We start from the raw sequence: 17,643 nt of genomic DNA on the forward strand, positions 1-17,643 counted from the left end.
CCTCTCCGAAAAGGAAAACGGATAATATGCGCGCATTACAGCTGATCGAAGACCGCAAGCTCGAGATTGTCGACATTGCACCCCCGCCCCCGCCCGGTCCCGGTGAAGTAACGGTCAATATCAGGGCTGTCGCTCTCAACCACATCGATGTCTGGGGCTGGCGGGGCATGGCATTTGCCAAGCGCAAGATGCCGCTGACCATCGGTGCCGAAGCATCCGGCGTGGTCGATGCCATCGGTCCCGGCGTTGCCAACCTCCTGCCCGGTCAGCTCGTGTCGATCTATGGCGCGCAGACCTGCGGACTGTGCCGCCCCTGCCGCGAAGGCCGCGACAATCTCTGCGAGCATGTCTCCGGCGTACACGGCTTCCATCTCGATGGTTTTGCCCAGGAAAAGGTGAACCTCAAGGCCCGCCTGCTGGTTCCCGCGCCTCCCGGTGTCGACGAGATCGGTGCGGCCGTTGCCCCCGTCACGTTCGGCACGGTCGAGCACATGCTCTTTGACAACGCCAAGCTCGAACCCGGCGAGACCATTCTCGTGCATGCGGGCGGTTCCGGCATCGGTTCGGCGGCGATCCAGCTGGCAAAAAAAATCGGCTGCACGGTCATCACCACCGTCGGTTCCGACGAAAAGATCGAAAGGGCCAAGGCGCTCGGCGCCGACCACGTCATCAACTACCGCGAAGACCGCTTTGAAGGTGTCGTGCGCAAGCTGACCAAGAAGAAGGGCGTTGACGTCGTCTTCGAGCATGTCGGTGCCGATACCTGGGCCGGGTCCATGCTGTCGCTGCGGCGCGGCGGAAGGCTCGTCACCTGCGGCTCCACTTCGGGCGTTTCCACCAGCATGAACCTGATGATGCTGTTCCAGCAGCAGCTGAAGCTGCTCGGCTCCTTCGGCTGCCGCATGGAAAACATGGCCGATGCCATGCAGAAGATGGCGCGCGGTCTGGTCCATCCGGTCATCGACACGGAAGTCGGTTTCGACGACATCGATACGGCATTGAAGCGGATGGAAGGCCGGGACGTCTTCGGCAAGATCATCCTGCGCGTCAACTGAGCCGCGCATGAATCTGAAATTCAAACTTGCCCTGTTCCGCTGGGGCCAGAAGTTGAAGACATTCAACTACTGGCTGTCGGCGCATGCGATTTTCGGCGTGCTGTTTCTCCTGCGGCTGCTGCCGGCAAAGGCGGCAACGAATTTCATCGATGCTTCGGCACGCCGCATAGGCCCGCTGATGGGGCGTCATCGCGTCGCCATGACCAATCTGCGCATGGCCTATCCGGAAAAATCCGAAGAAGAACTGCAGCTGATCGCCCGCGACATGTGGAGCAGCATGGCCCGCCTCACCGCGGAATATGTCTTTCTCGATGCAATCTTCGATTATGATCCGCACAGCGACACGCCGGGCCTGATCGAAGTGCAGGGCCGCGAAATCTTTGAACGCATCCGCGACGAGAGCGACCGTCCGCATATCTTCTTCACGGCCCATTCCGGCAATTTCGAACTCCTGCCGATCTGCGCCGCGACGTTCGATCTCAACGTCACCGCGCTGTTCCGCCCGCCGAACAATCCCTATGTCGCGAAGAAAATCCTCAGCGCGCGCCGCACCAATATGGGCCACCTCGTGCCGTCCAAGGCGGGTGCTGCCTGGTCGCTGGCCAGCGTTCTCAACACCAATGGCAATGTCGGCATGCTGGTCGACCAGAAATTCCACCGCGGTGTTGCCTCGACCTTCTTCAACCGCCCCTGCAAGACCAATCCGCTTCTGGCCAAGCTGGCACGGCAGTATGACTGCGATGTCTATCCCGCGCGCTGCGTCCGCCTGCCCGGCGGCCGTTTCCGGCTGGAACTGGAAGAGAAGATGGAACTGCCGCGCGACGAAACCGGCGCGGTCGATATCGCCCGCACGGTTCAGCTGGTCAATGACAAAGTCGAGACCTGGGTGCGGGAATATCCCGGCCAATGGATGTGGTTCCACAAGCGCTGGAACGCCTAAGCGGACGGCCCCCGCCGCTCGCACCCATCAGTAATAATTCATCACCGCGTGTTTCGCCTCGGCGAAGAACAGCCAGCGCTCGACGAACAGGCCGACGAGGTGCGTGAGAACAGCAATGACCATCAGGCAGAGGCCAAGCACACCGCCGGCAGCCATCGCCGTCAGCAGCGCCAGAACCGGCAGCAGAATGCCGCTGACAAAGGCGATGATCCAGAGTTTTTCAGCGTGTTTGCGCGCAACGCGAAATCCCATTTCCCGGGTGAGATAATTGTCCAGCGCATGCGGGCGTTCGAGCAGCCGCACTTTGCCGATACCGCCCAACCCGGTGGCGCTTTCCGGCGTCGACAGCGGAACCAGCGTCCTTGCCCGCGTGCGCCAGACCATTTTCGCAACAAGCGCCAGCAGCAGAAGCAGCAATGCCAGGAGTTGCAGTGGCAATCCGCGCGGTCCAGCGAAAAAAGCCGCCAGCAGCGCCCCGCCCGCAAGGGAAAACAGGATGAAGCAGAGCGGTGTCAGCCGGGTGTGCCAGGATTCCACGGTTTTCAGCGATGCATAGATCATCGAGGTGCAATAGACCGTGATCAGCGCACCGAGCACCGTGATCAGGCCGAGAATGCCATCCTGCCGGTTCATGAACAGACACAGAGCGGCGTTCGACGTCAGCGGAACGAAGGTGGCAATCGCCATCACGCCTTCGCGCGACAGCCAGCTTGACCGCCATTGGCTCAGCGCCCGCCATGCCCGCTGCGGGTTGCCGAGATGCTGGAGCGATGACAGCAGCCCGATGCTGATCAGCGCGAGGGCTGCCAGATAGGCGATCTTGGTCGGCACTGCCGACGGGTCAAGAAATCCGAGCCCCAGCATGACGGCGAGGCCATAGCCAAGACCCGACAGCGTGGTGAAGATGATGATCGAATAGGCTGGATGCATTCAGTGCAGCCTCGGGGATGAATATTCACCCCCCTCTGTCCTGCCGGACATCTCCCCCACAAGGGGGGAGATCAGCCTGCATTGCCGCTCCCGCGAAATTTGAAATCTTGCGTGTTGACTGAATACATTGATGCCGATGTGATCTCCCCCCTTGTGGGGGAGATGGGCGGCAGCCCAGAGGGGTGTGTCAAAAAACAAACTCATGTTCAAATCCGGTCCAGCGTTTTGTCGAGCCAGGCAAAGAAGCCGCGTGCGCCTTCGGTGTTTTCAGCCAAAGGAATCATCGGCGCAGCGCTGGCCAAGGATGTGCGGGCGCGCGGCGGCAGATATTTGTTGGTCGGCCGCGTCTCCTGCTCCGGCATCAGGTCAAAACCGCCCCGTTCCGCCACCATCACCGACACCTCGGATGTAGGATCACCGAGATCGCCGTAATGGCGGGCATTGGCCGGGCATGTGCGCACGCACGACGGCACCCGGTCCTCCTGCTGCAGCGTCTCATTGTAGATCCGGTCGACGCACAGCGTGCATTTCTTCATCACCCCGGCAGCCAGGTCCATTTCGCGTGCCCCATAGGCGCAGGACCAGGCACACAGACCGCAGCCGATGCACTTGTCCTCGTCGACAAGCACGATGCCATCCTCGGCGCGTTTGTAGGACGCACCGGTCGGACAGACGGTCACACAGGGCGCATCCTCGCAGTGCAGGCAGGATTTCGGAAAATGCACCACCCGCGCATCGCCCGCTTCGCCGATCACCTGTCCGCCGTCCGGCACCACCTCAAAGCTGTGAATGCGGTTGAGGAAGGTACCGGAAACATCGTCGCCATAGGGATGCTGGTCCGACAGCGCATTGCCATAGGCGCCGGTGTTCCACTCCTTGCAGCTGATGACGCAGGCATGGCAGCCGACACAGACATCGAGATCAATGACAAGGCCAAGCTTCTTGGCACTGCGGGTTTGCGGCAGACTGGTCATGTCGTCCACTCCTGTCCGTAGCGTAATTGATCCACCGGTTCCGGCTGGCTGCCGGGCCGCAACAAGGTGCTGAAATGCGGCTCGCTCACCGCCTCACCCGCCTGCACCTTCTCGATGCGCACGCGCAAATCGTACCAGGCCGCCTGCCCGGTGATCGGATCGGAATTCGACCAGCGCATGCCATCGGCTTTCGGCGGCAGCAGTTCATGGATGAGATGGTTGAGCAGAAAGCCCTTGGTCGCCTCCGGCGCATTCTTGTCGAGCGCCCAGGCGCCGCTGCGCTTGCCGATGGCATTCCAGGTCCACATGGTCCTGTCGTTCACCGCCTCGGTGCGCGCGATCTCACACTTGATGCGGCCATGATGTGACGTCACCCACACCCAGTCACCATCCTTCAGCCCCAGCTCATCGCAAATGCTGCCGGGCACATAGAGCGGGTTCTTGGTGTGGATCTGCCGCAGCCAGGCATTCTGCGATCCCCAGGAATGATACATCGCCATGGGGCGCTGCGTGATCGCATGGTACGGGAAAGCCTCGGTATCGACACCCTGTTCCTCGAACGGCCGGTACCACAGCGGCAGCGGATCGAAGCATTCGAGCAGCCGTTGCCGGTATTGTTCCGGCGCAACCGGCTTGCGGGTGCCCAGCGCCGACAGGCGGAATTTTTGCAGCGTCTCCACATAGAGCTGGATCGTCACCGGCTGCGGCGTATCGAAAAAACCGGTATCGATGGCGAACTGCTGGTAGGCGGCATTGTGGTGCTTGAAATACAGCGCCTCCTCCGGGATGTGCTTCATCCAGAAAGCGCCATTACCGATATAGTTCTTCAGCTGGTCCGGGTTCGGCGTTCCGCGCCCCTCGCCGGTTCCATCCGCATCGCGCCAGCCCGACAGCGGGCCGATGCCCGGCTTGCGCTGGTGATTGACGATGTAGTCGGCGTAATCCTTGTAGAGCGCCCCGCCCTGTTCATTGACGAAACCCGGCAATTTCAGCCGCGCACCGAGATCGATCAGCACCGACTGAAAACCGCGCACATCGCGGTCCGGTTCCAGCACCGGCCAGCGGATGGCATCGCAGGCGGCTTCCGGTTCGGAAATCGGCCGGTCGAGCAGCGAGATGCAGTCGTGCCGCTCAAGATAGGTCGTATCCGGCAGCACCAGATCGGCATAGGCGACCATTTCCGAGGAATAGGCATCGGAATAGATGATCTTCGGAATCTTGTATTCGCCGGTCGCTTCGTCGCGTGCTTCCAGCATTTTGATGGTGCCACGCGTGTTCATCGACGAATTCCACGCCATGTTCGCCATGTAGAGGAACAGCACGTCCACCGGATAGGGATCGCCCGCATGGGCATTGGCGATCACCATATGCATCATGCCATGGGCGGAAAGCGGCGCTTCCCACGAAAAGGCCTTGTCGATGCGCTGCGGCTTGCCATCCGCATCGACCAGCAGGTCTTCCGGACCAAGCGGATAGCCGAGATGCGGTCCGGCCAGCGGCTTGCCCGGCGTGACATGTTCCGCCCGGCCGTGCGGGCGCGGATGCGCCGTGGCCGGTTTCGGATAGGGCGGCTTGTAGCGATAGCCGCCGGGGCAATCGATGGAGCCGATGATCGTCTGCAGCACATGCAGCGCCCGCGCCGACTGAAAGCCGTTGGAATGGGCCGAAATGCCGCGCATGGCATGGAAGGTGACGGGGCGACCGATCATCACGTCGTGCTGTTCGCCCTTCATGTCGGTCCATGGCTGGTTGAGGATGATCTCCTCTTCGAATGCCACCCGCGCGATTTCCGCAGCCAGTCCTTTGATGGTGGCTGCGGATACGCCGGTTTCAGCAGCGACGGCATCGGGCGCGTATTGCGGATCAAGGTACTTTTCCGCCATCAGCCGCAGGACGCTGCGCACCTTGCGGCCGTCATCCGTGGTGAAATCGGCGTTGAGATCGGCAACATGTCCCGGCTCGTCAAAACGCACCAGCGCACCCGTCTTGCGGTCACGCACCAGCGCCTTGCCAAGATCGTCACGCAGGAACAGGCCGTGATCCTCCTTGCCCTCGTCGTCAATCACCAGCCACGGCGCATTGGTGTAGCGTTGGAGATAATCGAGATCGATCTGGCCGTTGCGGAACAGTTCATGGATGATCGCCAGGATCAGCAGCCCGTCCGTACCGGGCCTGATCCCGATCCAGTTGTCGGCCACCGCGGAATAGCCCGTGCGCACCGGATTGACCGAAACGAACCGCGCGCCGTTCTGTTTCAGCTTGGAAATACCCATCTTGATCGGGTTGGAATCATGATCCTCGGCCACGCCGAACAGCACGAACAGTTTCGTCTTGTCCCAGTCTGGCGCCCCGAATTCCCAGAATGCGCCGCCGATCGTGTAGATGCCCGCCGCCGCCATATTGACCGAACAGAAACCGCCATGGGCGGCGTAGTTGGGCGTGCCGAAATTCTGCGCCCAGAAGCTGGTCAGGGCCTGCGACTGGTCGCGGCCGGTGAAGAAGGCCAGCTTCTGCGGCGCGGTCTCACGCACCGGCTGCAGCCAGTCGACGGCGAGCGACAGCGCCTCTTCCCAGCTGATTTCCTTGAATTCGCCCGAGCCGCGCGGGCCGGTCCGCAACAGCGGCGCCCGCAGCCGCGCCGGCGAATAATGCTGCATGATTCCGGCCGAACCCTTGGCGCACAGCACACCCTTGTTGATCGGGTGATCGCGGTTGCCTTCGATATAGCGGACCTTGCCGTCCTTCAGATGCACATTGATGCCGCAGCGGCAGGCGCACATGTAGCAGGTTGTCTTGGCGATTGTGTCACCCACCGGCGCCGACAGGGCAATGTACGGTTCGGTTTGCATGGGGTGATTGCCTCGCTTGTCACAGAATCCCTGTTTTATAAGAACAATTCCAATCCACCAAACACACAAGCGACATTGCACAAGGAAAACGGCATTTGTGATTGCAACAAGTTGCTACTTGCCAAATCAGGACATGGCCTGATTTGATATACCAATGGATGAAAAACTCTCCCGTGCCATTGAAAAGCGCCGTGACGATCTTGTCGCGCTGACCCGTGATCTCATACGCTTTCCCACGGTCAATCCGCCGGGTGAAGCCTACACGCCCTGCGCCGAATTTATCGCGCAACGGTTGAAGAAGAGCGGTTTCGAGACCCAGCTGATTCGCGGCGAAGGCACACCCGGCGATACGGACCGCTATCCGCGCACCAATATCGTCGCGCGCTTTGACGGCCGGACACATGGCCAGACCGTGCATTTCAATTCGCATATCGACGTGGTCGACGCGGGCGAAGGCTGGACAGTCGATCCGTTCGAGGGCGTGGTAAAAGACGGGAAAGTCTACGGGCGCGGTGCCTGCGACATGAAGGGCGGCCTTGCCGCTTCGATCATCGCCGCCGAGGCCTTTCTTGAAGTCTATCCCGACTTTGCCGGTTCCATCGAGATTTCAGGCACGGTGGACGAGGAATCCGGCGGTTTCGGCGGCGTCGCCTATCTCGCCAGCAAGGGCTTTTTCTCAAAACCGCGCGTCGACCACGTCATCATTCCCGAACCGCTGAACAAGGACCGCATCTGCCTCGGCCATCGCGGCGTCTGGTGGGCCGAGATCGAGACCAAGGGCGAGATTGCCCATGGCTCCATGCCGTTTCTCGGCGATTGCGCCGTGCGCCACATGGGTGCGGTGCTCGACGCCTTCGAAAAGGAGCTGTTTCCGGCGCTCGACAAGAAGCAGACCCGCATGCCCGTGGTGCCGGAGGGCGCCAAGCGCTCCACCATGAACATCAATTCCATCCATGGCGGCCAGACCGATGATTATTCCGGCCTGCCCTCGCCTAATGTGCCGGATTCCTGCCGCCTGACCATCGACCGGCGTTTCCTGCTCGAGGAAGACCTTGCCGAGGTCAAGCGCGAGGTGACATCGATCCTCGACCGGCTGCAATGGGAGCGGCCGAAATTCCACTACAACATCCGCGACATCATGGAGGTACAGCCATTGATGACCGAGCGCGATGCGCCTGTTGTCACCGCCGTGGCGCAGGGCATCCGCGACGTCTTCGGCAAGGAGCCGGAATATGTCATTTCGCCCGGCACCTATGACCAGAAGCACATCGCCCGCATCGGCCTGCTGCATGACTGCATCGCCTACGGGCCGGGTATTCTCGACCTCGCCCACCGGCCCGACGAATATGTGGGCATCGAGGACATGGTCGAGTCGGCAAAGGTCATGGCGCTCGGCCTGAAAGTTCTGCTGTCCGGCTCAATCTAGGCATGGTTCTCAAAACAAAAATGTGCTGATCTGCACGGGGTTTACGGCAAAGTCCTTGGGAGACGTTGAATGAACAAATTCTGGAAGTCGGCCCTTGCGGCCAGCGCGCTTGTCCTGCTTTCCACCACCGCATCCCTTGCCGCCAAAACCGACCTCGTGCTGGGCGTCGTCCTGGAACCGCCGCACCTCGATCCGACCGCCGGTGCAGCCACGGCGATTGGTGAAGTGGTCTACGCCAATGTGTTCGAGGGGCTGACACGCATCAATGCCAAGGGCGAGGTTCTGCCCGCCCTCGCCGAGAGCTGGACCGTGTCGGACGACGGCAAGATCTATACTTTCAAGCTGCACAAGGACGTGAAATTCCACGATGGCACGGCCTTTGACGCGCAGGATGTCAAATTCTCGCTCGACCGGGCGCGCGACGAAAAATCCGTCAACCCGCAAAAGCCGCTGTTCGCCGCCATCGACACGGTGGAGATCGTCGATCCGCTGACCGTCAAGGTCACGCTCAAACAGCCCAATGGCGATTTCCTCTACAATATGGGTTGGGCCGCCGCAGTCATCGTCGCGCCGGAAAGCGCCGATACCAACAAGGAAAAGCCCGTCGGCACCGGGCCTTTCAAGTTCGATACCTGGGCGAAGGGCTCGCAGATCGTCATTTCGAAAAACCCCGCCTACTGGGGCGCACCCGTTGCCCTTGATAAGGCGACGTTCCGCATCATCCCCGATCCGGCCGCCGCGACGGCAGCGCTGCTTGCCGGCGACGTGCAGGCGTTCCCTGTGTTCCCAAGTTATGAGGCCGTGCCGCAATTCCAGGCCGATCCGCGCTTCAAGGTGGTCATCGGCACCACGGAGGGCGAGACCGTCCTTGGCATGAACAACCAGAAGCCGCCCTTCGACAATCTCAAGGTCAGGCAGGCGATCGGCCACGCCATCGACCGCAAGACCCTGATCGACGGCGCCATGTTCGGTCTGGGAACGCCCATCGGCTCGTTTTTCCCGCCGCACCATCCCGCCTATATCGACCTGACGGCCGAGTCGGCCTACGATCCGGCACTGTCGAAGAAACTGCTGGCGGAGGCCGGTCATCCCGACGGCTTCAAGACCACGCTGAAACTGCCGCCTCCCGTCTATGCCCGCCGTGGCGGCGAGATCATTGCCGCGGAATTGCGTGAAATCGGCATCGAAGCCGAGATCATTCCGGTGGAATGGGCGCAGTGGCTGGAGCAGGTGTTCAAAGGCAGGGATTACGACATGACCATCGTGTCGCACACCGAGCCGAACGACCTCAACATCTTCGCCCGCGACAATTACTATTTCAACTACACCAGCCCGGCCTTCCGCGAAGTGATCAAGCAGATCGAGGCGACATCCGATACGGCCAGGCGCACCGAACTCTACCAGCAGGCGCAAAAAATTCTGGCTGCCGACGCCCCGGTCGCCTTTCTCTTCCAGCTGCCGAAAACCGGCATCTGGGACGCCAAGGTCGAGGGACTGTGGGAAAACGGCCCCATACCGGCCAATGACCTGACGGCAGTGAAATGGGCGGAATGACAGGCTGATGTATTTGGGTTGTTTCACCCCCCTCTGGGCTGCCGGCCTCCGGGGCGAGCCACGGGTCTCGCCCGTCCTTCGGACCCCCCACAAGGGGGGAGATCAGCTTTCACAGCTGTTTCGATTGGTTCTGAAACATCGGAAAATAAGCCGATATGTCGATGTCGATGTGATCTCCCCCCTTGTGGGGGAGATGTCCGGCAGGACAGAGGGGGGTAAGCACCTCTACCCAGGGTCAAAGAGCCCATGCTGAACTACGTGTCGAAGCGGATTCTGATCGGCATCCTGACGCTTTTGGCCGCTTCCGTCGTCGTGTTCATCGTGCTGGACGTCGTGCCGGGCGATCCGGCGCGGCTGATGCTCGGCATGAACGCCACCGAGGAAGCCGTGCGGGCCCTGCAGCAGCAGATGGGGCTCGACCAGCCCATGCTCGTCCGCTATGCCAGCTGGATCGGCGGGCTCCTCGTCGGCGATTTCGGCAAATCCTATACCTATTCGGTTCCCGTCCTGAACCTCATCACCGAACGCATCGCCGTTTCCCTGCCGCTGGCGCTCATCTCGCTCTTTCTGTCGACAATCATTGCCATTCCCGTCGGCCTGTTTTCCGCGTCGCGGCGCGGCACGATGGCTGACAGCGGCACGATGGCGATTGCGCAGGTCGGCGTTGCCATTCCCAATTTCTGGTTCGCGCTGCTGCTGGTCTATGTCTTCGCCGTCAGCCTGCGCCTCGTTCCCGCCGGTGGCTTTCCCGGCTGGAATGCCGGTGTCTGGGCCGGGTTCAAATCGCTGATCCTGCCCTCCATCGCGCTTGGCCTGCCGCAGGCCGCCATCCTTGCCCGCGTCACCCGTTCCGCGCTGCTCGACGTGCTTGGCGAAGATTATATCCGCACGGCGCGCGCCAAGGGCCTGACCCGCCGCAAGGTGCTGTACCGGCACGCCCTGCGCAACGCCCTGATCCCGGTCCTGACCATTCTCGGCCTGCAGTTCGCCTTTCTGCTGGCCGGTACGATCATCATCGAGAATGTCTTCTACCTGCCTGGCCTCGGCCGCCTGGTGTTCCAGGCGATCACCCAGCGCGATCTCATCGTGGTCCAGGGCGTCGTCATGCTGCTGGTCGCCACGGTCATCGTCGTCAATCTTCTGGTCGATCTCTCCTATGCGCTGGTCGATCCACGCCTGCGGGGCCGCTCATGAGCGCGCCCACGGAATGGCAGGCCAACATCTCCAAAGCCTTTTCCAACCGGTCCTTCGTCATCGGCCTGACGATCACGGTCCTGCTGGCTTTGATGGCGGCACTGTCCTTCGTCTGGACACCCTACGCCGTCGGCTCCTTCGACATTCTCGGCAAGCTGAAACCGTCATCCTCTGCCCATTGGCTCGGCACCGACCATTTCGGCCGCGATATCCTGTCGATGATCATGGTCGGCAGCCGCAATTCCATTGCCGTGGCCTTTGTCTCCGTCGTCATCGGCGCCGGCATCGGCGTGCCGCTCGGCCTGTGGGCAGCGGCCCGCGGCGGCATGATCGATGAAGCCCTGATGCGCTTCAACGATCTCGTCTTCGCCTTTCCGGCCCTCCTCTCTGCCGTCATGATCACGGCCGTGTTCGGCCCCGGCGCGATCAACGCCATCATCGCCATCGGCATCTTCAACATTCCGGTCTTCGCCCGCGTCGCCCGCGGCGCGGCGCTGTCGCTGTGGCCGCGCGAATATATTCTGGCCGCCAGGGCAGCGGGCAAGAGCAGCCTGCTCATCACGGTCGAACACATCCTGCCCAACATGATGAACATTCTTGTGGTGCAGGGCACCATCCAGTTCTCCCTCGGCATCCTGGCGGAAGCGGGCCTGTCCTATGTCGGCCTCGGCTCGCAGCCGCCCATGCCGAGCTGGGGGCGGATGCTGTTCGAGGCGCAGACCATGATCGGCCTGGCGCCGCACATGGCGCTCTATCCCGGCCTCGCCATCGTCATCACCGTGCTCGGACTCAATCTTCTCGGCGATGGCCTGCGCGATGTTCTCGACCCGAAAATGCGGCGGGAGCGGTCATGAACCTGCTTGAAATCAGCAAGCTGACCCTGCGCATCGGCGCGTTCGAAGCCCTGAAAGGCATCGACCTTTCGGTGAGGACAGGCGAAATCCGCGCGCTTGTCGGCGAATCCGGTTCGGGCAAATCCATGACGGCGCTGAGCATCATGAAGCTGCTGCCGGGCGGCGCACGGACCGGCGGGCAAATCAACTTCGGCGGCAAGAATCTGCTCACAGCCAGCGAAGCGGAGATGTGCCGCCTGCGCGGCAACGAGATCGGCATGGTGTTTCAGGAGCCGATGACCGCCCTCAACCCGGTCAAGACAATCGGCGAACAGGTGGCCGAAGGCATCAGGCTGCATACCGGCGCAACCCGCGCCATCGCCGAGGAACAGACGCGCGCCATACTCGACCGGGTCGGCCTGCCCGAGGCGAAATTTCCCCTCAGCCGCTATCCGCATGAATTGTCCGGCGGCCAGCGCCAGCGCGTGGTGATCGCCATTGCCTGCGCACTCAAACCGCGCCTGCTGATTGCCGACGAACCCACCACCGCGCTCGACGTCGTCCTGCAGGCGCAGATTCTCGACCTCCTGCAGAGCCTCGTCGACGAGGAACGGATGGGTCTGCTGCTGATCAGCCACGACCTCGCCGTGGTCGCGGGCATGGCCCATTCGATCACCGTGCTGCGGCATGGCGAGGTCATGGACACCGGCGAAACCACGCAGATCCTGAGCGAGCAGACGCATCCCTATACGCGCCAGCTGGCACAGGCTTCCATGCATGTACCGGAGCGCACGGCGCATCACCTGACCCTGGCAACCCCGGATGGCCCGTTGCTGGCGATCCGCAACCTCACGCGCACCTATCCGGGCCGCCGCAAGGGACTGTTCGGCCGCGATCCGGATTTCCGGGCGGTGGACGACGTCACCTTCGATATCAAGCCGGGGCAGTCCACGGCCCTTGTCGGGCGGTCCGGCTGCGGCAAGTCCACCCTCGCCCGCATGGTTCTGGCGCTTGACCGGCCGACCGACGGCCAGATTCATTTCGCCGGGCGGCGCATCGACAAGCTGACGCCGGATGATCTGCGCCCGGTGCGGCGCAACATGCAGGTGGTGTTTCAGGATCCCTACGGTTCCTTCAATCCGCGCCACAAGGCCGAGCGTCTGATCGCGGAGCCGCTCTATCTGCTCGACCGCGAATTGTCCGACGGCGAGCGGCGCGACCGGGTGCACCGCGCGCTGGAGCGGGTCGGCATCCCGCGCGCCGACAAGGACAAATATCCGCACGAATTTTCCGGCGGCCAGCGCCAGCGGCTCGCCATTGCCCGCGCCATCATCACCGAGCCGAAACTCATCGTCGCCGACGAGCCGGTATCCGCTCTCGACGTGTCGATCCGTGCGCAGATTCTCGATCTCTTCGCCGACCTCAACGACCGGCTGGGCATCGCCTATCTGTTCATCACCCACGATCTTGCCGTGGCACGTGCCATCACGGATACGGTCATGGTGATGTCCGAGGGCAAGATCGTCGAGCGCGGCAAGACCGAGGAAATTTTGCGCCAGCCGCTGTCGGAAGCCGGCCGAGCACTGGTCCGGGCCTCACCCGACCTGCACAAGGCCCTCGCCCGCCGGATCACCGAACAGGGCTAAAACAGTCCAAGAAAAAACAGGATCAGCAGCACGCCCATGAAAAGCGCTGTCGCGACGCTGTAGACGCGCAGCGCCGCGTCGATGTGCGCCGCACCGGCATCGCGGTGGCCGGATCCGTTGAGCATCGGCTCGTTGGCAACCACGCCGCCATAAATGCGCGGTCCGGCAAGCGCGACATCGATGGCCCCGGCCATGGCCGCCTCGGGCCAACCGGCATTGGGCGAGCGATGCAGCCGCGCATCGCGCATCATCACGTCGAACGAACGGGCCGCGGCTTTTCCGCCATGCACGATCCACGCGGCCGCGGCGATCAGCAATCCGGTTAGGCGTGCCGGAATCCAGTTGGCGACATCATCCAGCTTGGCGGCGAACCGGCCAAAGTCGCGATGCCGGTCATTGAGATGGCCGATCATCGAATCCGCCGTGTTCAGCATCTTGTAGGCGAGAAGCCCCGGCAGGCCGAGCAGCGCAAACCAGAAGGCCGGGGCAATGATCCCGTCTGACGTGTTTTCGGCAAGGCTTTCAATCGCAGCGCGCGTGATGGCCGCCTCGTCGAGCACCTGCGGATCGCGCCCGACAATCATCGACACGGCACGGCGCGCACCCACCAGCCCGTCATTGCGCAGTGCATCGGCAACCCGTGCGACGTGCTCGCCCAGGCTCTTCTGTGCCAGGAATACCGCGACGATCAGGGCTTCGATCAGCCCGCCGAACGGCGGAATCATCGTCAGCGCCCAATGGATCAGCACGCCGATACCGGCGGCGGCAAGCAGGAGGACGAGCATGGAAAGAAAACCGTTGCGGCGCTTTTCCTGCTCGGTATGCCCAGCCCTGTTGAAACGCTTGTCGATGAAGGCGATGGCCTTGCCGAACAGCACGACGGGATGCGGCACCCGCTGCCAGAGCCAGTCGGGATCGCCGACATAACGGTCCGCCAGGAGGGCAAGAAACAGAATCAAAAGGTTGATTTCCATGGATGATTCGATCCCGTTGATTCAAAATCTCAGCTTCGCACAGCGTCCATTGCTATAACGGCCCGCTGCCGGAATGTCTCTGCGTCATTCTCATCCAATGGCAGGCCAAAGCGCAACCACTGCGGCGCATGGGCGAATTTGCGCACCAGCACGTGCTGCGCGCACAAAGCCTCGAACAGGGCATGGGCGCGCCCGTGCTCGACCAGCGCAAACAGATCGGTCCCGGCGATTTCCTTCAGGCCGACCCCGGAAAAAACCGCGGAAAGCAATGTGCGCCGATGGGTCAGCCGATCCTTGAAGGCAGCAAGTGCTGACGTGTCGGTAAAGGCGTGCCGGGCAATCGCCAGCGCCGGACCGGACACAGCCCACAGCCCCATGCGCTCCGTCAGCTTCGCCGCAAGCGGCGGGCTGGTCAGGGCAAAACCGAGCCGCAGGCCGGCAAGGCCAAAGAACTTGCCAAAGGATTTGAGCACGATCAGGTCATCGCGCCCGCACTGCGCGGCAATGCTTGTTTCGGGATGCGGGTCGGCAAAGGCTTCATCGACGATCAGGAAACCGCCCCGCGCCCGCAATGTTCCGGCAAGCGCAATCAGCGTGTCCTTTGCGACAATGCGGCCATCCGGATTGTTGGGATTGACGATGACGGCGACCTTGGCGGAATGCGGAATGCCGGAGACATCGGCGCACGATGTCACCGTCCAGCCTGCGCGCTCGAACGAGGATTGGTGTTCCTGATAGGTCGGACCGACGATCGCCACCTCGCCGCGATCCGTCAGATCCGGCATGATCTGGATCAGCGCCTGCGTGCCCGGCGCCGCAGCAATGCCTGCGCCCGCCGAGGCGCCGTAGTAAACACGGGCGGCATCGAGCGCGGCTGCCAGCAGGTTTTCGTCGGGCAAACGGTTCCACACGTCCGGATGAATGGATGGCAGCGGAAAGACCTCCGGATTGATGCCGGTGGACAGGTCGATCCAGTCTTCGCGCCGCCCGCCAAACCGGCTTATGGCACGATCAAGCGCGCCGCCATGCTCAATCTGCATCATCCGGCCATATCGATCATGTGCATGTAGGAACCCGATACCGAGCCGACCCGCAGGCCCGCCTCGCCGAGATCTTCGCCCAGCGCATCGCGGACGCGAAACAGCCGCGCGGCGTCCCCTTCGCGCACAATGCTGGCATAGTGGAATTCATGCGCGGTGAAGGGAAATGGAAACGGCGAAGCCGCCAGCGGCTCGATCCGCCGGTAGCCCAGATGCATCCGGCGCTCGGCAAAACTGGTCTGCAGCGGCAGCAGGCCGAGCATGCCATGGGCTTTCCCCGCGGCATCCTCGATGCTTTCGCCCAGCACCATGTAGCCGCCGCACTCCCCGTAGACCGGGATGCCGCGCTGCGCCGCCTGGCGGATACCGGCGGTAAAATTGGCAGCCGCAGCCAGCTGTTCCGCATAAAGTTCCGGATAGCCGCCGGGCAGATAGACCGCATCGCTGTCCGCTGCCGGAGCTTCGTCGTTCAGCGGCGAAAAGAAGCTGATCTGCGCACCGCGGCGCCGCCAGCCATCGAGCAGATGCAGGTAGGAAAAGGCAAAGGCATTGTCGCGCGCCACTGCAATGTGCTGGCCGAGCGGCGGCACGCGCGCAATATTGGCCATGGAGGCGACGGGACCCAGACGCCCGGCGATCTGCTGCAGCGCGGCAAGGTCGATCTGCCTCCCCATGACCTCGCCCGCATGGGCCATGAACGCATCGAGCGCGCAATGTTCCCCCGCCTGCACCAGCCCGAGGTGACGCTCCGGCAGATGCAGCCTCGGGTCGCGCGCAATGGCGCCGAGAACCGGAATGCCGACCGGCTGCAGCGCGGCGCGCAGCATGGCCTCGTGCCGGGCACTGCCGACGCGGTTGAGCACCAGCCCGGCGATCATCAGCGTGCGGCGGAAATCCCGGAAGCCGCTGACCACGGCGGCAATCGAATGCGACTGCTTTGCGCAGTCGAGCACCAGAATGACCGGCAGCGACAGACGCACGGCGAGATCGGCGGCCGATCCCTTGCCGTCCAGCGCACCGTCGAAAAGCCCCATCATGCCCTCGACCACCAGCGTCTTGCCGCCTTCCGCATGACGCGATGCCAGGGCGCTGATCAGGTGGGGCCGCATCGCCCAGGGATCGAGATTGATGCAGGGCACACTGCTGGCAACGCTGTGATAGGCCGGATCGATATAGTCGGGGCCCGCCTTGGCCGGCGCGATTTTCACGCCGCCATCGCGCAGCGCGCGCAGCAAACCCAGCGTTACCGTGGTCTTGCCGCTTCCCGATGCCGGGGCGGCGATGACAAAGCCCTTCATCCCGCATCCTTTTCGCGGCGTGTTCCCAGCGGATCGACCTGCAGCACACGCCCGTCAAGTGCCCCCAGCCAGTCGAGCGCATTGCGCAGGCGCACCACCTCGCCGATGACAACGATGGCGGGCGGGCGCAGCCCCGCCTGTTCCACGGCGTTCTCGGCCTGCGCAAGGGTTGTTTCCAGCACTGTCTGCGCGCCTGTCGTGGCGTTGCAGACAAAGGCCATGGGTTCGTCCTTCGCGCGGCCCGCCGCCATCAGCTTGGCGGCGATGACGCCGATATGCTTCATCGCCATGTACATGACGATGACGGACGAACCCTTGGCGATGCTCGCCCAGTCCATCGTATCGGGAATGAGGCCCGTCGCGTCGTGGCCGGTCAGGAAGGTCACGCTCTGGTTGGTCTCGCGGTGGGTCACCGGAATGCCCGCATAGGCGAGCCCGCCGATACCGGCGGTGATTCCCGGCACGATGCGGAAGGGAATGCCGTGTTCGACCAGCGTCAGCGCTTCCTCGCCGCCCCGGCCGAAGACGAAGGGATCACCGCCCTTCAGGCGCAGCACCCGCTTGCCGGCCTTGGCCAGTTCCACCAGACGCAATGAGATATCGCGCTGCTGCGGCGAAGGCTTGCCGCCGCGCTTTCCGGCATATTCGAGTTCCGCGTCCGCACGGGCAAAGGAGAGGCATTCCTCGTTGACCAGCGCGTCATAGACAATGGCATCGGCCTGTTCGAGCGCATTGACCGCATGCAGCGTCAAGAGCCCGGGATCACCCGGCCCGGCCCCGACAAGCCAGACATGACCCGTTTCGAACTTCGGCAATTTTGACGTCACTGCGCTCATCGCGCTCCCCGTATCTGTTGCATCGCGCATAGCATAATTTTCCGCATCGCAAGCATGAACTTATCGGAAAAATCATGCAACTCTATCCCAAGCT

At 62.6% G+C, this 17,643-nt stretch carries 14 protein-coding genes; 7 read left to right on the forward strand and 7 right to left on the reverse strand.

The window, feature by feature from the left end; genetic code table 11:
* Positions 1-26 precede the first annotated feature (26 nt).
* Positions 27-1,055 (forward strand): zinc-binding dehydrogenase, encoded by a 1,029-nt coding sequence (locus tag AC1Q5O_RS08745; RefSeq protein WP_105732330.1) that lies wholly within the window; start codon positions 27-29, stop codon positions 1,053-1,055.
* Positions 1,056-1,062: 7 nt separating this feature from the next.
* Entirely contained in the window at positions 1,063-1,995 is a 933-nt protein-coding gene (locus AC1Q5O_RS08750; RefSeq protein ID WP_288192545.1) for a lipid A biosynthesis lauroyl acyltransferase, read from the forward strand.
* Between the two features lie 27 nt (positions 1,996-2,022).
* On the opposite strand, the gene AC1Q5O_RS08755 is transcribed toward AC1Q5O_RS08750, so the two are convergent.
* The 3 genes from AC1Q5O_RS08755 to AC1Q5O_RS08765 form a co-directional block, all read right to left on the reverse strand.
* Positions 2,023-2,925: a dimethyl sulfoxide reductase anchor subunit family protein gene (locus AC1Q5O_RS08755; RefSeq protein ID WP_492562426.1), complete on the reverse strand. Its 903-nt coding sequence runs from the start codon at positions 2,923-2,925 to the stop codon at positions 2,023-2,025.
* Positions 2,926-3,131: 206 nt separating this feature from the next.
* On the reverse strand, positions 3,132-3,899 hold the full coding sequence (locus AC1Q5O_RS08760; RefSeq protein WP_464661121.1) for a 4Fe-4S dicluster domain-containing protein: 768 nt from the start codon (positions 3,897-3,899) through the stop codon (positions 3,132-3,134).
* Complete coding sequence (locus AC1Q5O_RS08765) at positions 3,896-6,748, reverse strand: molybdopterin oxidoreductase family protein (protein ID WP_492562428.1); 2,853 nt, start codon at positions 6,746-6,748, stop codon at positions 3,896-3,898. Before AC1Q5O_RS08765 ends, AC1Q5O_RS08760 begins: the two co-directional genes overlap by 4 nt.
* Before the next feature lie 154 nt (positions 6,749-6,902).
* On the opposite strand from AC1Q5O_RS08765, the gene AC1Q5O_RS08770 reads away from it, so the two are divergent.
* The 5 genes from AC1Q5O_RS08770 to AC1Q5O_RS08790 all read left to right on the forward strand — a co-directional run bounded on the left by AC1Q5O_RS08770 (position 6,903) and on the right by AC1Q5O_RS08790 (position 13,401).
* Positions 6,903-8,174 (forward strand): acetylornithine deacetylase/succinyl-diaminopimelate desuccinylase family protein, encoded by a 1,272-nt coding sequence (locus tag AC1Q5O_RS08770; RefSeq protein WP_464661124.1) that lies wholly within the window; start codon positions 6,903-6,905, stop codon positions 8,172-8,174.
* Positions 8,175-8,243: 69 nt separating this feature from the next.
* Positions 8,244-9,728 carry an ABC transporter substrate-binding protein gene (locus tag AC1Q5O_RS08775; protein WP_492562430.1) on the forward strand — a complete coding sequence of 495 codons (1,485 nt, stop codon included), beginning with the start codon at positions 8,244-8,246 and terminating at the stop codon, positions 9,726-9,728.
* A gap of 246 nt (positions 9,729-9,974) precedes the next feature.
* Positions 9,975-10,922: an ABC transporter permease gene (locus tag AC1Q5O_RS08780; protein ID WP_492562431.1), complete on the forward strand. Its 948-nt coding sequence runs from the start codon at positions 9,975-9,977 to the stop codon at positions 10,920-10,922.
* Positions 10,919-11,776 (forward strand): ABC transporter permease, encoded by an 858-nt coding sequence (locus tag AC1Q5O_RS08785; protein ID WP_472460825.1) that lies wholly within the window; start codon positions 10,919-10,921, stop codon positions 11,774-11,776. Before AC1Q5O_RS08780 ends, AC1Q5O_RS08785 begins: the two co-directional genes overlap by 4 nt.
* Entirely contained in the window at positions 11,773-13,401 is a 1,629-nt protein-coding gene (locus AC1Q5O_RS08790; protein WP_492562432.1) for an ABC transporter ATP-binding protein, read from the forward strand. The genes AC1Q5O_RS08785 and AC1Q5O_RS08790 overlap by 4 nt, the downstream gene beginning before the upstream one ends.
* Here the strand turns inward: AC1Q5O_RS08790 and cbiB are convergent.
* The 4 genes from cbiB to cobA are packed head-to-tail and all read right to left on the reverse strand — an operon-like array spanning position 13,398 to position 17,549.
* A complete protein-coding gene (gene cbiB, locus AC1Q5O_RS08795; protein ID WP_492562435.1) occupies positions 13,398-14,375 on the reverse strand; it encodes an adenosylcobinamide-phosphate synthase CbiB in 978 nt (325 codons plus the stop codon). The genes AC1Q5O_RS08790 and cbiB overlap by 4 nt on opposite strands.
* 29 nt (positions 14,376-14,404) lie before the next feature.
* The gene (gene cobD, locus AC1Q5O_RS08800) at positions 14,405-15,415 is read right to left on the reverse strand and encodes a threonine-phosphate decarboxylase CobD (protein ID WP_492563127.1); all 1,011 of its coding nucleotides are present in this window, start codon (positions 15,413-15,415) and stop codon (positions 14,405-14,407) included.
* Complete coding sequence (locus tag AC1Q5O_RS08805; protein WP_492562437.1) at positions 15,415-16,713, reverse strand: cobyrinic acid a,c-diamide synthase CobB; 1,299 nt, start codon at positions 16,711-16,713, stop codon at positions 15,415-15,417. Before AC1Q5O_RS08805 ends, cobD begins: the two co-directional genes overlap by 1 nt.
* Positions 16,710-17,549: a uroporphyrinogen-III C-methyltransferase gene (gene cobA / locus AC1Q5O_RS08810; protein WP_288194817.1), complete on the reverse strand. Its 840-nt coding sequence runs from the start codon at positions 17,547-17,549 to the stop codon at positions 16,710-16,712. Before cobA ends, AC1Q5O_RS08805 begins: the two co-directional genes overlap by 4 nt.
* Positions 17,550-17,643: the final 94 nt, after the last annotated feature.

This window comes from Phyllobacterium sp. MT110, assembly GCF_058792715.1.

Excerpts from the sequence above, each read along its gene's own strand:
- AC1Q5O_RS08770 (WP_464661124.1), top strand. The coding sequence starts at position 6,903 with ATGGATGAAAAACTCTCCCGTGCCATTGAAAAGCGCCGTGACGATCTT.
- AC1Q5O_RS08750 (WP_288192545.1), top strand. The coding sequence starts at position 1,063 with ATGAATCTGAAATTCAAACTTGCCCTGTTCCGCTGGGGCCAGAAGTTG.
- cbiB (WP_492562435.1), bottom strand. The coding sequence starts at position 14,375 with ATGGAAATCAACCTTTTGATTCTGTTTCTTGCCCTCCTGGCGGACCGT.
- AC1Q5O_RS08765 (WP_492562428.1), bottom strand. The coding sequence starts at position 6,748 with ATGCAAACCGAACCGTACATTGCCCTGTCGGCGCCGGTGGGTGACACA.
- AC1Q5O_RS08780 (WP_492562431.1), top strand. The coding sequence starts at position 9,975 with ATGCTGAACTACGTGTCGAAGCGGATTCTGATCGGCATCCTGACGCTT.
- AC1Q5O_RS08785 (WP_472460825.1), top strand. The coding sequence starts at position 10,919 with ATGAGCGCGCCCACGGAATGGCAGGCCAACATCTCCAAAGCCTTTTCC.
- AC1Q5O_RS08775 (WP_492562430.1), top strand. The coding sequence starts at position 8,244 with ATGAACAAATTCTGGAAGTCGGCCCTTGCGGCCAGCGCGCTTGTCCTG.
- cobD (WP_492563127.1), bottom strand. The coding sequence starts at position 15,415 with ATGCAGATTGAGCATGGCGGCGCGCTTGATCGTGCCATAAGCCGGTTT.
- AC1Q5O_RS08760 (WP_464661121.1), bottom strand. The coding sequence starts at position 3,899 with ATGACCAGTCTGCCGCAAACCCGCAGTGCCAAGAAGCTTGGCCTTGTC.
- AC1Q5O_RS08745 (WP_105732330.1), top strand. The coding sequence starts at position 27 with ATGCGCGCATTACAGCTGATCGAAGACCGCAAGCTCGAGATTGTCGAC.
- AC1Q5O_RS08790 (WP_492562432.1), top strand. The coding sequence starts at position 11,773 with ATGAACCTGCTTGAAATCAGCAAGCTGACCCTGCGCATCGGCGCGTTC.
- cobA (WP_288194817.1), bottom strand. The coding sequence starts at position 17,549 with ATGAGCGCAGTGACGTCAAAATTGCCGAAGTTCGAAACGGGTCATGTC.
- AC1Q5O_RS08805 (WP_492562437.1), bottom strand. The coding sequence starts at position 16,713 with ATGAAGGGCTTTGTCATCGCCGCCCCGGCATCGGGAAGCGGCAAGACC.
- AC1Q5O_RS08755 (WP_492562426.1), bottom strand. The coding sequence starts at position 2,925 with ATGCATCCAGCCTATTCGATCATCATCTTCACCACGCTGTCGGGTCTT.